At 64.3% G+C, this 17,726-nt stretch carries 14 protein-coding genes; 10 read left to right on the top strand and 4 right to left on the bottom strand.

Going from position 1 to position 17,726, the window contains the following annotated elements:
- The first annotated feature begins 443 nt into the window (after nucleotides 1-443).
- From MU848_RS01860 to MU848_RS01850, 3 genes are all read left to right on the top strand, one after another.
- Nucleotides 444-5,276 carry an autotransporter domain-containing protein gene (locus MU848_RS01860; RefSeq protein ID WP_247229841.1) on the top strand — a complete coding sequence of 1,611 codons (4,833 nt, stop codon included), beginning with the start codon at nucleotides 444-446 and terminating at the stop codon, nucleotides 5,274-5,276.
- Nucleotides 5,277-5,383: 107 nt separating this feature from the next.
- Nucleotides 5,384-5,671, top strand: a complete 288-nt coding sequence (locus MU848_RS01855; protein ID WP_247229839.1) for a hypothetical protein — start codon at nucleotides 5,384-5,386, stop codon at nucleotides 5,669-5,671.
- Between the two features lie 6 nt (nucleotides 5,672-5,677).
- Nucleotides 5,678-5,968 carry a DUF5818 domain-containing protein gene (locus MU848_RS01850; protein ID WP_247229837.1) on the top strand — a complete coding sequence of 97 codons (291 nt, stop codon included), beginning with the start codon at nucleotides 5,678-5,680 and terminating at the stop codon, nucleotides 5,966-5,968.
- 119 nt (nucleotides 5,969-6,087) lie between these two features.
- Here the strand turns inward: MU848_RS01850 and MU848_RS01845 are convergent, their stop codons facing one another.
- Entirely contained in the window at nucleotides 6,088-7,215 is a 1,128-nt protein-coding gene (locus MU848_RS01845; protein ID WP_247229836.1) for a serine hydrolase domain-containing protein, read from the bottom strand.
- Between the two features lie 38 nt (nucleotides 7,216-7,253).
- Between MU848_RS01845 and MU848_RS01840 the strand changes: the two genes are divergently transcribed.
- From MU848_RS01840 to MU848_RS01825, 4 genes are all read left to right on the top strand, one after another.
- Nucleotides 7,254-7,574: a hypothetical protein gene (locus tag MU848_RS01840; RefSeq protein ID WP_247229835.1), complete on the top strand. Its 321-nt coding sequence runs from the start codon at nucleotides 7,254-7,256 to the stop codon at nucleotides 7,572-7,574.
- A 128-nt stretch (nucleotides 7,575-7,702) separates the two neighbouring features.
- Nucleotides 7,703-9,472 (top strand): DNA helicase RecQ, encoded by a 1,770-nt coding sequence (recQ, locus tag MU848_RS01835; protein ID WP_247229834.1) that lies wholly within the window; start codon nucleotides 7,703-7,705, stop codon nucleotides 9,470-9,472.
- A 336-nt stretch (nucleotides 9,473-9,808) separates the two neighbouring features.
- On the top strand, nucleotides 9,809-10,237 hold the full coding sequence (locus tag MU848_RS01830; protein ID WP_201515795.1) for a TIGR01244 family sulfur transferase: 429 nt from the start codon (nucleotides 9,809-9,811) through the stop codon (nucleotides 10,235-10,237).
- 2 nt (nucleotides 10,238-10,239) lie between these two features.
- Entirely contained in the window at nucleotides 10,240-11,433 is a 1,194-nt protein-coding gene (locus MU848_RS01825; protein ID WP_281494265.1) for a BaiN/RdsA family NAD(P)/FAD-dependent oxidoreductase, read from the top strand.
- Nucleotides 11,434-11,451: 18 nt separating this feature from the next.
- Here the strand turns inward: MU848_RS01825 and MU848_RS01820 are convergent, their stop codons facing one another.
- From MU848_RS01820 to MU848_RS01810, 3 genes are all read right to left on the bottom strand, one after another.
- The gene (locus MU848_RS01820; protein WP_097092472.1) at nucleotides 11,452-12,885 is read right to left on the bottom strand and encodes a porin; all 1,434 of its coding nucleotides are present in this window, start codon (nucleotides 12,883-12,885) and stop codon (nucleotides 11,452-11,454) included.
- 166 nt (nucleotides 12,886-13,051) lie between these two features.
- A complete protein-coding gene (gene dmeF / locus MU848_RS01815) occupies nucleotides 13,052-14,074 on the bottom strand; it encodes a CDF family Co(II)/Ni(II) efflux transporter DmeF (protein ID WP_247229833.1) in 1,023 nt (340 codons plus the stop codon).
- Nucleotides 14,071-14,343, bottom strand: a complete 273-nt coding sequence (locus MU848_RS01810; RefSeq protein WP_201515791.1) for a metal/formaldehyde-sensitive transcriptional repressor — start codon at nucleotides 14,341-14,343, stop codon at nucleotides 14,071-14,073. Before MU848_RS01810 ends, dmeF begins: the two co-directional genes overlap by 4 nt.
- A 90-nt stretch (nucleotides 14,344-14,433) precedes the next feature.
- Here MU848_RS01810 and crtY point away from each other — a divergent pair, with 90 nt between their 5' ends.
- The 3 genes from crtY to MU848_RS01795 are packed head-to-tail and all read left to right on the top strand — an operon-like array spanning nucleotide 14,434 to nucleotide 17,644.
- Entirely contained in the window at nucleotides 14,434-15,585 is a 1,152-nt protein-coding gene (gene crtY / locus MU848_RS01805) for a lycopene beta-cyclase CrtY (protein ID WP_247229832.1), read from the top strand.
- The gene (locus tag MU848_RS01800) at nucleotides 15,585-17,066 is read left to right on the top strand and encodes a phytoene desaturase (RefSeq protein ID WP_247229831.1); all 1,482 of its coding nucleotides are present in this window, start codon (nucleotides 15,585-15,587) and stop codon (nucleotides 17,064-17,066) included. Before crtY ends, MU848_RS01800 begins: the two co-directional genes overlap by 1 nt.
- Nucleotides 17,063-17,644, top strand: a complete 582-nt coding sequence (locus MU848_RS01795; RefSeq protein WP_247229830.1) for an LOG family protein — start codon at nucleotides 17,063-17,065, stop codon at nucleotides 17,642-17,644. Before MU848_RS01800 ends, MU848_RS01795 begins: the two co-directional genes overlap by 4 nt.
- Nucleotides 17,645-17,726: the final 82 nt, after the last annotated feature.

Genomic DNA, 17,726 nt, shown 5'->3' with positions numbered 1-17,726 from the left:
ACGCCCGGCCTCCTATCAATGGTTTCTAGAGGGCTTCACATTTCCGCTGCAAACCTGCCAATTGCATATTGAACATCTATACAATTTGCGCACATGAATATCTAGAAAATTCATCCAAATCCCTCCGATGCGGAGACAAAAGCTCATAAATTCGGAGTCATTTGCGCTTCTGTTTGCGCTACCGCAAAAAGCCGTTGCGAAGAAAAGGGATTGCGCATAGGACGTTTGCGCAAGTTGCGCACACGCACGCGAAGTGCGTCTGGCGTTGTGCAGGGGGTGAAGGGGATTTTTCACCGCGCATTTAGATGCGGAAAGGCCGGGCTGGTGTCGCCCCGGGCCTTCTCCCCTGCGCCGCTTGGCTTCGCGGCTTTGCACGATGACTAGGGGAAAGACGAATGAGAACTAACTCGAAACTGCATCGGATGCTGCTTCTGTCAGCCTCGATGCCGGCGATGGCGCTCCTCGCCAACGCCAGCGGAGCCTCTGCCGCTCCTGCCGCTGTGAATGTGCCCACCGGCGCAGGTACGGCGGCTGCAGTGAACGCCGACATCGATGCAGCGATCACGACGCCTGCCAATCCCGATCTGAACGTCACGATCGCCGCTGGGGCTGACATCACCGGCGGCACCGTCGGCTATGATTTCGTCGCGGGCGGCTATGCGGCTGGCGAAGGCGACGGTGCGGTTTCGCTGACCAATGACGGCCGGGTGACAGGCATTGCCTTTGGCGGCGTCGGAAGCACGGCTGCGGCAAACAGCTTCACCGCCACCAACAATGGCGAAGTAGCAGGCAGCCTCAGCGCAACCGACTTCGGCGGCACAGCCTCGATCACCAACAATGCTGTCGTAGACGGCAACGTTATCGGCTCGGCCTATGGCGATGTGGCGCTGGTGAATGGCCCGGCGGGCGAAGTGAGCGGCAGCCTCATTGGCTCGGCCCTGGGCACCGCGAACGTCGCGGTCACCAACAACGGTTCTGTCGATGGCGACCTGGTCGGCGCGGCAACGACCGGTTCTGTCACCTTGGCGAACAGCGGCTTGGTCGGCGGCGATGCCTTTGCCTCGACCACGGATGGCGCGATCTCGATCACCAACGCGGCCGCAGGGCGCATCAGCGGTGACGTTGATGCTGCGTCGGGCACAGGCGCGATCACCATCGCGAACAATGGCCAGGTCCTGGGTCAGACCACCGCGTCGAGCGGCAGCACGGTCTCGACCAGCACTGGTCCCACGGTGACGGTCTCGGGAACGACCACGACCACGCAGTCCAGCAGCTCGAGCGAGACCATCGGCGGCGACGTCACTGGCACCTATGCAGGCATCAACGGCTCGTTGAACTTCGGCACCGGCAATGACGGCAGCGTCAGCCAGTTCTCCGCCGCCAACAGCACGGCCACCGTCAGCGGCAGTGTCTATGGCGATGTGTCGTCCACCGCGCAGGGCATAGCATCCGCCACTGCCAGCACGGACGTTGCAACCGACTCTCGCGATGGCGCGGGCACCGGCACGGTGGTCGCCACCAGCGTCGACACCACTGATTTCGCCTCCACCGGCGGCACCAGCACCGTAAACGTCAACGGCACGGTTGCTCCTGGCGATTCCGGCCGCAATGGCGATGTGACGTCCTTCGGCAACGCTGGCAGCGTGGTGAACGTCAATGGCGGCCAGATCTCCGGCAATGTCAGCTCGACCAGCCAGGGTTTCGCCATCAATGTGACGACCAACTCGGAAAGCACCGACACCTACGACGCTGGCGTCCTGCAGGGGACCAGTTCGTCCGCGAGCACTCAGTTCACCCAGAGCCAGACCGGCGGCGCAGCTTCCGTGGCGCTTCAGGGTGCGGCCAATGTGGGCGGCAGCGTGAATGTCTCGGGTGGCGCTGCGGCATCTGCCGACATCGGCGCCGACGCGTCCGTTGGCGGCAATGTCTTCGTGAGCACCGCGCAGATCGGGCCCTTCGTCTCGACGCCCGCTGATGTGGCATCCACAGCCTCCACAACGCGCACGGTAGATGCCGCTGGAGATGGCACGGCCACTTTCACCACCACCTCGACGCAAGCGGCTCCCGCTGTTGCTGGCAATGCAACGCTTAACAATGCAGGGCGAATCGATGGTGACGGCACCGTTGTTTCGGCTTTCGGCAATGCGAGCGCCAACATCACCGGCTCGGTTGGTGGATCGGTATCTGCCTCGTCCGGCACCGACCTCTTCAACAGCGAGAGCGTTGACAATTACACCGTCGCTGGCGGCATCGACACGCTGACCACCAGCAGCGACAGCAGCAGCTTGACCTCGGCAGGCGGTCAGGCTTCGGTAGTCGTGGACGCTCCCTCGCAGCAGGGCGTGCCCAGCGTTGCGGGCGATGTCTTCGCTTCGGGCCTGGGCGGCGCATCGATCACCATCGGCGAAGGCAGCGTAATTGGCGACGCCGACAACGGCTCTGGCGGCACCCTGTCAGCCAGCAGCTCTGGCTTCGACAGCAGCGCTGAAACCGTCACCACCTATGCGGCGGACGGCTTCACTCCCGTCAGCATCGTGACGACGCTCACTGGCCAGCCAGTCGGCGCGGCGGCCTCGGTCACGAACAACGGCACCGTCCTTGGTGATGTCGATGTTGAAGGCCTCACCTCTGCCTCGCTCGTCAACAATGGCTCGCTCGGTACGCCGGGCGCAGGCAATGTCTTCAGCGTTTCCGCGCTGGATCAGGGCGGCACGGCCACGATCACCGACACCAACCCGACCAATGCTGGCACACGCACCATCGCGGCAAGCATCACGGCGGCTCCGGTCGGCGGCAACGCCAGCTTCACCAACAACGGTATCGCGTTCGGTGACGTAGAACTGGAAGGCGTCACGGGCGCTGTCACGAACAACGGCATCCTGACGGGCACCACGACGCTCGGCGGGTCGGTGTTCAGCGGCACGGCCACTGTCGATGCGACCGTCAATACGACGGCCGTCACCGTTACCGCCGCTCCGGCTGCACAGACCTACACGGTTGACCAGAACGGCATCTCCCGCGGCTTCACCGTCACCGGTGCGGTATCGACGCAGGACGATGTCGCTTCTGCTCTGACCTCGCTGGTTTCGGGCGCAGGAGTTCCGCTTGACCCGTCGCAGGTGGATCCGGCTGCATTCAACCTGACTGTCGGTGGCGAAGCCGCCGTCAAGACGGCTGACATCAATGCCACGATCAACCTCAACAACGGCTCGATCACGCTTGGCGACATTGACGCTCAGCGCGATGACAGCGGCGCCTATCTAACTAACACCACCGTCAACCTGAACGGCGCTGGCTTCCTGGGTGCGAGCGAACTCAAGCTCGCTGGTTCGACCGCCCCGGCCGACTTCACGCCGGTCGCGACCCTGCCGGAAGATGCTGAAGGCCTGTTCGGTCCGACGGCGGTTCGCGTTCTTGGCGTCAATACCGTCAACAAGACCGGTGCTGGCACCTTCGTTGTGACGGGTGCCGAATATGTTCCGGCTGAAGGCTCCACGCCTGCTGCCTGGACGATGGATGTCGGCAACCTCAACGTGCAGGCTGGCGAGCTTCAGCTGGACAGGGCTTCGGCTGATGCGGTCTTCGGGATCAAGGGCAACATCAACAATGATGCGACCCTGGTCATCGGCCGCCGCGAACCCACCGTTATCCGCACGGTCGGCAACAGCATCGTCAGCTCGGGTCCGGAAGCTATCAAGGGCATCGAAGTCTATCAGCAGGGCAACTACACCCAGAGTGCCACCGGCACGACGGTTGTCGGCGTCAATCCCTCGCTGATCCGCCCCGGTCTCAGCATTGCCAACGGCGGTTCGGCTCCGGAAGTCCTGGGTCCGATCACGGGCGGCGTGGGGATTCCCTACTTCACCACTCCGGAAAATACCGGTGTCTTCTCGACCCCGTCATCCGTCACGGTGGACGGGAACCTGAACCTCGCTGGCAAGGTCGCGGTGACCGTGTCGAAGGACAGCCTCTATTCCACCGGCGACGGCTACACGCTGTTCACCTACACCGGAACGGGCGATGTCACGGCAACGGCCACCTCGTCGCTGAACTCGCAATTCGTGACCTTCGGCCTGACGCATGACACGGCTGCCAAGACCGTGTCGATCGAAGCGACCCGCAACAGCTATGCTGTTGGCGCGACCAACCGCAACGCGGCTGCTGCGGCTGTGGGTCTGGACAGCGCGCTTGCTGACGTCATCGCCCGCGTTAAAACGGACGCTGCTGGCGGCAACGGCTTTGCCACCGCGACCGAGATCGCCAATGCGCAGGACATCGCGAACATCGCGGCTGGCCTCGACTGGCGCCTCAACAGCGCACAGGCGGCGCAGGTCTTCAACGAGCTTTCCTCGGCGGAGATCTACGGTTCGCTTGCTGCGGTGGATCAGAATGCCGTCTTCAACACCACGGTCAGCCGTCTGGCGGCGCGTCGCGGTTATGGAGAGGCTCTGGGCACCCAGATCTGGTTCAATCCATCGGCCAACTTCGCCAAGACGGGCGGCACCCGCTCGGGCGCGTCGAAGATCAAGACCAACAGCTATGGTGGCGCCTTCGGTATCGACGTCGCTTATCAGGAAGACGGCGCCTTCGGCATCGGCTTCGGCTATGGTCAGCATGACGTTTCGGCCAAGGGTTCGCCGGAAGAAGCGCAGGTCCGCACCTACACCATCGGTGCCTATGCGACCCAGGGCTTTGGTCCCTTCTACGGCAGCTTCCAGTTCGCCTACGGCTTCTCGAAGTTCGAAGTCGAACGCGACCTGACCCTGCTTGCCCGCACCATCGAAGGCGACTTCAAGGGCTCGCAATGGGATGCCAGCCTGGAACTGGGCTATGACTTCGCGGCTGGCAACGGTCTGGTCGTGACGCCCTATGGTAAGCTGGCTCTGCGCCGCTGGTCGATGAACGGCTTCACCGAAGAAGGTGGCGCAGGCATCGGTCTGCGTGTGGATGATGCGTCGAAGACGGTCTTCTCGCCGATCATCGGTGTGAAGGCGGGTGCCCTGCTGGGCGACGTCGAAGGCGTCGCATACCGCCCCTATGCCAAGGTGCAGTACAGCTTCCAGGGCAACATCGGCAGCGACCGCACCGTTCAATATGTGGGTGGCGGCAATGCCTTCAACCTGAAGGGCGTCGACCCCGATGGTCATGGCTTGATCGAACTGGGTATCGACGCTTCTGTGAACAAGCGCGTCAACCTGTTCCTGTCCGGTGGTTACGGCTTCGGCGGGCACAACAGCCTGGCTCAGATCCGCGGCGGTATCAGCTTCGGTTTCTGATCCAACTCTCCTCATGCACTGGGCGCGTCGATTTCGGCGCGCCCTTTTTTTGGGCTCACCTGTTGAGTGCGGGACAGACCTCCAGCGTTGGAAAGATGGGCACGGATATGAAATGGGAACAATATGTCGCCGACATGCTGATCGATCGGCTCAGGCAGCATCATGTAGAGCTTTTGGCGGGCGAACAGGACAGCATATGCTTCTTCGTCGATCCGACGCCGCCATCCACGCGTCGCACCGCAGTCAGTGACTATGACAAGGGCGTGATTGATGGCGCGATCCGCGAACTTCAACATCTCATCCACGCATCGCCGCTGCTCAAGCGCGCCATCTTTGATCGCCTGTCAGCCTTAGATGGCGCTGCCGAACTGCGCCGCCATCGGCTTCCGGGATGAACCCGGATGCCTAGAGGCCTATGTCATGTGGAAACCGGAATATTGCGCCCGGGCCGATGGGGCTGTGCGTTGGAAACGGATGGCGGTGGCATCTGGCAGCTGGACGCGCCTCGAGCTGCACGGCGCTATCTGGGAATGCGAGTGAAGGTCGAAGGAAGGCGGTCGGGCTTCGACCTGCTGGACGTGCATCGCATATCGCCGATCGACCCGCCTATAAAGCAACCGCTTCGCCGATGGCGGCAACTGCTCGGCCGCTTTGGCCTGGGTCGACCTTTGGCCACTGGCGCATCGACCTAAATTAGCCGACTTTCGGCCACCCCGTTCGGGCTGAGCTTGTCGAGGCCCCTCACTTGCCTTTCAGGCCGCAGTGCCGCTCCGGCCGTCAGAATATAGCGGCACCCGTACCCGTCTAAACCTCAGGCCGGAAACAGCCGCATCAATCTCGCCAGCCCCTGCTTGAGCGCTGCGCGTTGTTCCTTATCCGGTGACGCTCCAATCCGCACCACCGTCAATGACTGCCCCGGCGACACCAATATATATTGCCCGCCGTGCCCCACACAGCCGAACAGGCTGCGCGGCGCGTCTCCCGGCATCAGTGCGCTCTCGTCGCTCTCCCGGTTCAACCAGAGATGCGCGCCATAAGCCGGATTGCGGGGAGAGGGGGTCCGCATGAAATCGACCCACTTCTCCGGCACGATCTGATGTCCATTGGGGCCACGCCCATGGTTGCGCAGCAGTTCGCCAAATCGCGCATAATCGCGCGCGGTCATGTGCAGGAAGTTGCCGCCGATCATCGTGCCCGCCGCGTCATATTCCACCGTCAGGCTCCTGATCCCTGCCGGGATCTTAAGCCGCCCGTCGATAAAGGTCTGCATCGCCTGCCGCCGCGCATCGGGATCGGGATTGCTCGTCAGCATCCGCGCCATCAGGTCCCCGAGGATCAGCGTGTTGCCGGTCGAATAGGAAAAGCGCGACCCCGGCGCATGGGCGAGCGGCTTGGCCTCGGCAAAGCCGCTCATGTCCTGTGCGCCGTCGGTGAACAGCATGCGCACCGTGTCGGCCTGCGCCAGCGGCTCATCGTCCTCTACATGGTCCAGCCCTGACGTCATGGCGAGCAGTTGCCGCAGCGTGATCCGCCCGCGCGGATCGCCCGGTTGGCCCCACGTCGCGACCGGCACAGGCGAATCGAGTGCCAGCCGCCCATCCGCGACCATCAACCCGACCAGCACCGCCGTTACGCTCTTGCCCATCGACCAGCCGAGCAGTTTCGTCTCCGGCCCGAACCCGGGCGCATAGCGTTCCGCGATAATCTCGCCCCGGTGCATGACGATCAGTGCCCGCGTCTCGCCGACATCCTCCTCACCCTCGAACAGCGGATCGATCGCCGCGCGCAGATCCGCTTCGCTCACCCCCGAAGGCGCCGTCACCTGATAGCCGGGCGCCGGGTCCGCCGCGCGCACCGCCAGTCCGCCAGCAAGCGCCAGCAGCGACAAAATGGCGACGCCGATGCCAACAGGCTTTACGCTTTTCCGCTCGAGCTTCATAAGCCGCGCCCTTAGCACGGCTCATCGGAAAGGGGAGCATGTCCACACGCCCGAAATGGATTTATGCGCTCGCCGCCATTGCAGTGCTGCTCGTCCTGCTGCTGGCGTGGAACTGGAGCGGCATGCGCGCCCGCGCCGCCGTGGGCGCGGGTTATGGCGCACGGATCACCTGCTCCTGCCGTTATGTGGAGGGGCGCGGCATGGACAGCTGCAGGCATGACAAGGAACCCGGCATGACCTTCGTCACCCTCTCCGACGACCCCGAATCGCGCAGCGTCGAAGCCAGCGTCCCGCTTCTCGCCTCCCGCACCGCACGCTACCGCAAGGGCTGGGGCTGCCTGCTCGACCCGCTGGACTGATCGCGCCGAGGCGCAGAGCGCGCAGAGGCAAAAAGCCCGCGCGCAGCGCATCTCAAAATCTCCGCGCCTCTGCGCCTCCGCGTTAACCCATTATTTGCCTCTCCAGCCACAACCGCTACAGCCCTCGGATGCGCCCCGACATCCCCACTCTCCTCCACGACATCTTCGGCTTCCCGGCCTTCCGGGGCGTGCAGGAACAGGTCGTCGGCCGCATCATGGCGGGCCAGCCCACGCTCGCCATCATGCCGACCGGCGCGGGCAAGTCGCTCTGCTATCAACTGCCCGCCGTCGCGCTCGATGGCTGCTGCGTAGTCATCTCCCCGCTCATCGCGCTGATGCATGACCAGCTCCGCGCGGCCCAGGCGGTCGGCATTCGCGCCGCCAGCCTCACCAGCGTCGATGCCGACTGGCGCGAGACGCAGGACCGCCTGCGCAATGGTGACCTCGACCTCCTCTACGTCGCGCCCGAACGCGCGAGCGGGGAGGGGTTCCGCAATCTCCTTCGCGCCACGAAAGTCGCCCTCTTCGCCATAGACGAAGCGCATTGCGTCTCCGAATGGGGCCATGATTTCCGCCCCGACTACCGCCTGCTGCGCCCGCTGCTCGACGAATTCCCGCAAGTCCCCCGCCTGGCGCTCACCGCGACGGCCGACCATCACACCCGCGACGACATCCTCGTCCAGCTCGGCATCCCGCGCGAAGGCCTGATCATCGCGGGCTTCGACCGCCCCAACATCCGCTATGCCGTCCATCCCCGCGACGGCTTGCCGCGCCAGCTGTCCGCGCTCATCGCCGCCAGCGAAGGCCCCGGCATCGTCTATGCCCCCACCCGCGCCGCGACGGAAAAGCTGGCCGAGACACTGACCCGCACCGGTCGCCCGACCCGCGCTTATCATGCCGGGCTCGACCCCGCCGTCCGCGCCGCCAGTCAGGCCGCCTTCATCGCCAGCGAAGACATGGTCATGGTCGCGACCATCGCGTTCGGCATGGGCATCGACAAGCCCGACGTCCGCTTCGTCGCCCACGCCGCGCTGCCAAAATCGATCGAGGGCTATTATCAGGAGTCCGGCCGCGCAGGCCGCGACGGCGAGCCCGCGCAAGCGCACCTCTTCTGGGGCGCCGACGACTTCGCCCGGGCCCGCCAGCGCATCGCCGAACTCGATCCCGCCCGCCAGCAGGGCGAGCGTACCCGCATCACCGCACTTGGCGGCCTTGTCGAAACAGGCACCTGCCGCCGCGCCATCCTGCTCCGCCACTTTGGCGAGCATCCGCCTGCCACATGCGGCAACTGCGACAACTGCCTCAATCCCCCCGCCAGCATCGACGCGACGGAGACGGCCCGCAAATTCCTCTCCGCCGTCTATCGCACCGGCCAGAGCTTCGGCGTCGGCCATATCGAACAGGTGCTGACCGGTGCCGTAACCGACCGCATCCGCGAACGCGGCCATGACAAAATCTCGGTCTACGGCATCGTGTCGGGAGAAGAAACGCCGCTCCTCCGCCCGGTTTCCCGCGCGCTTCTGGTAAAAGATGCTTTGCAAACTAATGAACATGGCGTCCTCGAACTCGGCCCGAGCGCTCGCCCCATCCTGCGTGGAGAAGAGGCGGTCAGCCTCGTCCTCCCGCCCCGCCGGGAGCGCCGCCGCAACGCACGCAACGGAAAGGCGGAAAACCCCGTAGGCGATCCGCTGTTCGATGCCCTGCGCGCCTGCCGCCGCGAACTCGCGCAGGAACAGGGGGTGCCGCCCTATGTGATCTTCCACGATTCCACCCTGCGCGAAATGGCCGAACAGCGCCCGTCGAGCCTCGCCGAACTCGGCCACATCAGCGGCATCGGCCAGCGCAAGCTCGACGCATATGGCGACGCCTTCCTCGCCGCCATCCGCCCGCACCTCTAATCCTCTCCTTCAGCGGAGAGGCCAGGGAGCCTTGTTGCTTCAGCAGCTAGGCCTATTTGGAAGCAGAGCTTGGTTCACGCGGAGCCGCGGAGCCGCGGAGAGAAGACTGCCCAGAGACGCGTCTGCCGTTCGCGCGCGGAGCGCAGTAAAACCAGCCCGTCTCCCGCAAATCCACCAAGACACGAATACCCTCACCTCAATCCACCTCCGCGTCTCCGCGCCTCCGCGTGAACCATAATTCATCCCCCCAGCGGCCCGTGCGCCTCCGCCTGCCAAAACCCCTTGAAACCCTCCCCCCACAAGCGCATGGCTCGCGGCAGAAGGAGTCCCCGTCCCATGTTCCGTCAGATCACCCCCAGCCTCTACGTCTCCCCCCAGATCAGCGTGGATCAGGTAGAAGAAGCCAGGGCATTGGGCGTGACCGTCATCATCAACAACCGCCCCGATGACGAGGAAGCGGGCCAGACCAACGGCGCGGAAATCGAAGCAGCGGCAAAAGCGGCTGGCCTCGCCTACGCTGCCGTTCCCGTAGCCCATGGCGGTTTCGCGCCATGGCAGCTCGATGCGATGGCGGCGGCTCTCGACCAAGCAGGCGAGGGGAAGGTGCTCGCCTATTGCCGCTCCGGCACCCGCAGCACGCTCCTTTGGGCACTGACGCGCGCCCGCGCCGGTGATCACCCCACGGTCTTGAGCGAAAAGGCGGAAGCGGCGGGCTATGATCTCGCCCCCATTCGCCAGATCATGGATGCGCTCGCCGCAGGTTGATCTTGTCCGGCCCTGCTGATCCATTCGACGCCATCGTCCTCGGCGCTGGCGGAGCAGGCCTCATGTGCGCGGCAGCGGCCGGGCAGCGCGGCAAGCGCGTCCTCGTGCTCGACCATGCCGACCAGCCGGGAAAGAAGATCCTGATCTCGGGCGGTGGGCGCTGCAACTTCACCAATATCCACACCGCGCCGGACCGCTACCTCTCCGCCAATCCCCATTTCGCCAAGTCCGCGCTGGGCCGCTACACGCCGTCCGATTTCCTCGCGCTGGTCGAACGCCATGGCATCGCCTGGCATGAAAAGACGCTTGGCCAGCTTTTCTGTGATCAGTCCGCGCGGCAGATCGTCGCCATGCTGCTCGCCGAATGTGAGGCGGGCGGCGTCACCATCCGCCTCGGCCATGCGCTCGGCCCCATCACCCACGCCGATGGCCGGTTCAGCGTCACTCATGGAGGCAGGACCGTAGAGGCCCCCGCGCTGGTCATCGCCACCGGCGGCCCCTCCATCCCCAAATTGGGCGCAACCGGTTTCGCCTATGACCTTGCCCGCCAGTTCGGCCTCAAGGTGGTGGAGCCGCGCCCCGCACTCGTCCCGCTCACCCTTGGCGGCGAGGACATGCTGTTCCGCGAACTATCCGGCGTCTCGACCCCGGTGATCGCCCGCCACGGCAAGACCGCCTTTCGCGAAGCCGCGCTCCTCACCCATCGCGGTCTGTCCGGCCCGGCGATCCTGCAAATATCCTCCTATTGGCGTCATGGCGGCGAAGTCGCATTGGACTTCCTGCCCGACATGCCTGCCAACTGGCTGGCGCAAGCCAAGCGCGGCAAGCCCCGCGCCTCGCTGGTCAGCCTGCTGCGCGCCTCTCTGCCAGCACGCCTCGCCGACGCCCTTGCCGAACGCCTCGCGCTTCCCGGCGATCTTGGCAATATCGCCGACCGCAAGCTGGAAGAGGCGCAGCGCCGCCTCGCGTCCTGGTCCTTCACGCCCAATGGCACCGAAGGCTTCGCCAAGGCGGAGGTCACGGTTGGCGGCATCTCCACCGCCGAACTCTCCTCCCGCACGATGGAGGCACGCCGCGTCCCCGGCCTCTACGCGATCGGCGAAGCGGTCGATGTCACCGGCTGGCTGGGCGGCTATAATTTCCAATGGGCCTGGGCCAGCGGCTGGGCGGCGGGGCAGGCGATCGGCGAAGGCTGACCGCCCGCAACTTCCAGCTCAATAATTCCACTGCACCTGCGTGCGGATCAAATCGCCGGTTGCACGGCCCGTGCGCCGCTCGTCCGCTTCGGCCCGCTTCATCCGCGCATAGGCCAGCGTGATCTCCAGCGCCTTCCACGGCTGCCATTCCAGCCCCAGTTCGAACTCATCCGTTTCCAGACGCGGCGCGTTGGTCGATGCCTTCCAACCCCCGCGATAATGTTGCCACCGACCATAGGGCATCAGCACGCCGATTGAATCGGTAGGCAGGCGATACATCATCTGGACATAGCCGCCGTTCAGCTTCTTCGTCTCGATCGACCGGCTCACCCGATCGAACTCAGGCCCCTTGCCCCAATTCCATTCCGCCTGAATGCCGAAGGGCTGCGGATAGAGCATCGCATGGATGCCGACCCGATCATCGTCATAAGCCTGCGAGCTGATCACAGTCGTCGATCCGCTGCGCACCTCCGGCTGCACATCGTTCATCATCGCCGATCCGCCGATTTCGAATACCTGATCCTCGAACATGCCGCCCAGACCATCCAGCTCGAACGGCCATGTTGCGAAAGCGACCTTCATCAGGCCTCGATTCTGCTCGGTCCTGTTGATCCCCTGACCGTTGAACACACCGAAGCCAAATGCGCCATAATTGCCGAACAGCTTCTGTCCGTCATGCCCCAGCCGGTCCCAGATCTTCTGGACCGACGCCGGCGTGTAGTAGCCGACGATGCCCAGGTCGCGTTCGCCCGGCACGGCGCTGTTGATCGCATCGCTGCGATCCAGCGTCAGGCGATTGGACGAAGACTGCATATTCTCCCAGCCATAGGGCACCTTCGACTGGCCCAGGCGCAGGCGGAATGTCTTGGCCTTGTCCAGGAAGATGTCGGCATAGGCGTCGCGCAGTTGCACAAAGCCTTCCCGCCGTTCACTACCCGCCTGGTTGTTGACCGCGGCAGCGAAATCGGACTGAAGGTAGAGCGAGACCCGATCGGAAACATCGCCCTGGACGACCAGGCGCGCCCGGCGCAGCGAGAAGCTGCTCTTGTCGGAAATGGAGCTGTCATGCACCGACCGCAGGCGCGATTGGCCTGCCGGAGCCGTGTCATCCCCCGACAGGAAGGCGTTGTAACGCATCTGCGTGTAACCGCGCAGCGACAGCCGCTCATACCAGGGCTTCGACTTCTTCTCGGGAGCCGCAGTCTGCGTCACCACCGGCTGTCCGGGCGCAGCGGCGACAGCCACCGGTGCCGGCGCTGGAGCGCTCGCTGATGGGGCAGGGGACGCGGCATTGCTCGCACTCGCGCTCCCGCGCCCGCCATTGTTTGCCAGTGCGCTGGTCAGCGCCTGTATCTGCGCCTTCAGCTCGTTGATCTGGCGCTGCAACTCCTCATTGCTCTGCGCCTGCGCCACCTCCGGCATCAACGCCAGCATGCTCACTGCCAGAGCCATGCGCTTCCTGTTTGAACCTGTCACCACGAATCCCCTGTCTCAATCGAGGTGCGGCCTATGAAATTTCGATGACAAACAAGTGACAGCTATATTTCGATTGGGTGACACAATGTATCACCCGCCCCAATCAACGTCATCCCAGCGAACGCCCGGATCTCAGATCCCGTCAACCGCACTCCACCGTGACGTGCTCCATCCGGGGCAGGCTGCGCACCCGCGCGCGAACCGCCGCCGCATCACTGCCGGGCGCCAGGCTGATGATCGCCGCATGGGCATGCGGCCCGATCCGCCAGACATGCAGGTCACGAATGGTGCCGCCCTCCGCCTCCACCAGCGTCTTGATCCGCTTCATCAGCGCGGGCTCCGCGCTGTCCAGCAGGATGGCGGCAGTGTCCTTCATCAGTCCCCAGGCCCAGCGGGCGATCACCACCGCGCCCAGGATGCCGACCGCCGGATCGAGCCACCACCAGCCCATATAACGCCCGGCAAGCAGTGCCGCGATCGCCAGCACCGATGTCAATGCGTCGGTCAGCACATGCACATAGGCCGCGCGCAGATTATTATCTTCATGGCCATGCTTATGGGCATGTCCGTCCTGATGATCATGGCGGTGCCCATCATGGCCGTGACCATGATCATGGCTATGGTCATGACCCAGCAGCAGCGCGCTGATCAGGTTGATGGCCAGGCCGACCACCGCAACCAGCGTCGCTTCCCCGAACTTCACCGGCACCGGCTCGAAGAAGCGCAGGACGGATTCGACCAGGATGAACAGCGCGGTCACGCCCAGCAGAAGGGCGGACGCAAAGCCCGACAGGTCGCCCACCTTGCCCGTGCCGAAGGTGAAGCGGGGATTGCGGGCATGGCGCTTGGCATAGCTGTAGGCCGCCGCGGCCACCGCCAGCGCGCCGGCATGGGTCGCCATGTGGAACCCATCGGCCAGCAGGGCCATCGACCCGGTGATCCAGCCGAAAGCGATCTCGACCACCATGGTCACCGCGGTCAGCCATACGACCCACAATGTCCGCCGCGCATTCTTGTCATGCCCGGCGCTGAGGTAGATATGGTCGAAATAATGGCTTTCCTCCTCGTCTCCATTGACGGGAGAAGGGGGCAGGGCGCTAACTCGCGCATGGTCTCCGTGATGATGGTTCCCGTGATGATGGTGGCCCTGGTCGTGCATCGTCATTTCCCATATCGCCGGATCAGTGCCAGCATCTCCTCCGACGCAGCCTGCCGCTCCGCGTCGGTCAGGCCGGGGCGGGCGACATGATCGCGCATATGCTGCTCGATCAACTCCTCCATCAGGCTCCCCACCGCGCCGCGCACCGACGCGACCAGCTGCAATGTCTCGGAACAGTCCGCGTCGCCGCCCAACTGCCGCTCGATCGCGCCCACCTGTCCTGCAATGCGCCGCACCCGCGCCAGCAGCTTGTCCCTGTTCTCGATGATATGCATAGGATACCCCCCTATACTATCTTCACTTTTTCGTCAAACGCCGCCAATTCACCATTTGCTTCATGATTTCCCCCTTCCTAACAGAACAGCATGGCCAAAAGCTTCGACTGCGACCTCGCGATTCTGGGCGGCGGCCTTTCCGGCACTCTCACCGCTCTAGCCTTCACCCGCCTGCGCCCCGACGTGAATGTCCTCCTGATCGAAAGCGGCCAAACGCTCGGCGGAAACCATCTCTGGTCCTTCTTCGACAGCGACGTTCGGCCCGCCGATCGCTGGCTGATCGATCCCTTCGTCACCCACCGCTGGCCCCAGGGACACCAGGTCCGCTTCCCCGCCTATCAGCGGCACCTCGACACCGCCTATAACAGCATCTCCTCCACTCAACTGGACGCCTATGCTCGCCCGTTGCTCGGGGAGCGCGTCCTCCTCAACGCCGATGCGACCAGCGTCACACCCACCTGCGTCACCTTGAGCGACGGCAGCCAGATCAAAGCCGACGCCGTCCTCGATACGCGCGGCGGCGGCGATCTGTCGGCGCTTGATTGCGGCTGGCAGAAGTTCGTCGGCCAGGTCCTCCGCCTGGCTCAACCGCACGGCCTAGAACGCCCCGTCATCATGGACGCGACCGTTCCCCAGATCGACGGCTATCGCTTCGTCTATCTGCTTCCCTTCGACCAACAGACGATATTCGTCGAAGATACCTATTACAGCAACGACGCCTCACTTGACGTCCCAGCGCTCGCCAGCCGGATTGCCAGCTATGCCCAGGATCAGAACTGGCAGGTCGAAGAAATCGTCCATCAGGAAAGTGGCATCCTGCCAGTGGTGTATGGCGGCGACTTCGATCGCTTCTGGCCAGCGCAGGATGCCGTCGCTCGCGCCGGCGTCCGCGCCGCGATGTTCCACCCGATGACCGGCTATTCACTTCCCGACGCGACCTCCACCGCGCTCTGGCTCAGCGGTCAGCCGCTTGAAACGCTTGGCCCCGCGACCCGCAAACGCGCCAAGGCGCACTGGCAGGCAGGGGGCTATTACCGGCTGCTGGGCAAGATGCTTTTCCGCGCCGCCCAGCCGTATCAGCGCTGGCGCATCTTCGAACGCTTCTACCGGCTCAACCCGCATCTGATCGGCCGCTTCTATGCCGGGCAGTCCAGTTGGGCCGATCGCATCCGCATCTTGTGTGGACGCCCGCCCGTGCCCATAAGGAGCGCCATGCGCGCATTGTTGACCCCCTCCGCCTGATGAACCGCAAAGCGATAGTCATAGGAGCGGGCTTTGGCGGCCTGGCTCTGGCGATCCGCCTTCAGTCCGCGGGTGTCGACACGACGCTCGTCGAAGCGCGGGACCGCCCCGGCGGCCGCGCCTATATGTGGGAGCGGGACGGCTTCGTCTTCGATGCCGGTCCCACCGTCGTCACCGATCCCGACTGCCTTGCGGAACTCTGGCGCCTGTCCGGCCATGACATGGCGGAGGATGTCACCCTTGTGCCGGTGACGCCATTTTATCGCCTGAACTGGCGCGACGGCACGAACTTCGACTATTCGAACGACGAGAATGCCCTCCGCGCCCAGATCGCCAAGCTGAACCCGCAGGACGTCGCAGGCTATCAGCGCTTCCTCGACTATTCCGACGGCGTTTATGAGGAGGGCTATCGCAAGCTCGGCTCCGTCGCGTTCCTCGATTTCGCGTCGATGATCCGCGCCGCTCCGGCGCTGGCCAAGCATCAGGCATGGCGGTCGGTCTATTCGATCGTCTCTTCCTATGTGAAGGATGAGCGGCTGCGCCAGGCCTTGTCCTTCCACACGCTGCTGGTCGGCGGCAACCCGATGCAGACCAGCGCGATCTATGCGCTCATCCACAAGCTGGAAAAGGATGGCGGCGTCTGGTTCGCCAAGGGCGGCACCAACCGCCTCGTGCAGGGCATGGCGACGCATTTCGAACGGCTCGGCGGCACGCTGCGGCTGGCTGACCCGGTCGTGCGGATCGAGACCCATGGCGACCGCGCCGTCGCCGTGTCTACTGCTTCAGGCTGGCGCGGAGAGGCCGATGCGGTCGCTACCAACGGCGACCTCATGCACAGCTATCGCGATCTTCTCGGCCACCATCCCCGCGGCCAGAAGCAGGCCGAGAAGCTTGGCCGAAAGCGCTGGTCGCCCAGCCTCTTCGTCCTGCATTTCGGGATCAAGGGCAGCTGGCCCGGCATCCCGCACCATATGATCCTGTTCGGCCCCCGCTATGATGGGCTTCTGACCGACATTTACGATCATGGCGTGTTACCGAAGGATTTCTCGCTCTACCTCCATCATCCGACCGTCACCGATCCGTCGATGGCGCCCGATGGTCATTCCACCTTCTACGCTCTTGCGCCCGTGCCCCACATGGGCAAGCTGCCGATCGACTGGAAGCAATTCGGCCCCGTCTATGCCGAGCGCATCCTGGACGAGATCGAGCATCGCCTCATCCCCGACATCCGCTCTCGCATCGTCACGCAATTCCATTACGCGCCGCCCGATTTCCAGAGCGACTTGTCCGCCCATCTCGGCAGCGCCTTCAGCCTTGAGCCGCTGTTGACCCAAAGCGCCTGGTTCCGCGCTCATAACCGGGATGACGTAATCCCCAACCTCTACCTCACCGGCGCGGGCACCCATCCGGGCGCAGGCATCCCCGGCGTCGTCGGGAGCGCAAAGGCGACCGCCGCGCTGATGCTGCAAGACCTGCTGTGAAGCGCCTCGCCGTTTATTGCGGCTCGGCTCTACCTGCGGACCCGGTTTACGTGGAAGCGGCTCGCCAGGTCGGCCGTACCCTTGCCCGGCGAGGCATCGGCGTCGTTTATGGTGGCGGAAGGCTCGGCCTGATGGGTGCGGTGGCCGACGCTGCCCTCGAAGCAGGCGGGGAGGTGATCGGCGTCATCCCGGAAGCCCTCGTCAGGGCCGAAGTCGCGCATCAGGGCTGCACCGAGCTCCATGTCGTCCAGACCATGCATCAGCGCAAGGCACTCTTCACTGACCTGTCGGATGGCTTCGTCACGCTGCCTGGCGGCGTCGGCACGATGGATGAGCTATGGGAGGCGATCAGCTGGGCGCAGCTTGGCTACCATGCCAAGCCTGTCGGTCTGCTCAACGTTGCGGGCTTCTATGACCAGCTTATCGCCTTCAACCAGCATATGATCGCCACCGGATTCATCCGGCCTCAACATGCCGGCATCCTCTCCCATGCCGACACGATCGATGGACTGCTCGAAAAAATGACAGCCTATGAGGCGCACGAGCCGATTTTCGCGATGAAGGCGGATAAGCTGTAATAGCCGCCACCCTTGCGGCAATCATCGTCGCGAGGCATGTCGGCGGCGTGACCCATCTCGATCGTCCCGCCCTCGTCGCCCA

Origin of the sequence: Sphingobium agri, from assembly GCF_023051225.1 — a bacterium.
Classification (GTDB): Bacteria; Pseudomonadota; Alphaproteobacteria; order Sphingomonadales; family Sphingomonadaceae; genus Sphingobium; species Sphingobium agri.
The sequence above is the reverse complement of the archived record's forward strand: the minus strand, read 5'-3'. Positions and strand labels throughout refer to the sequence as shown.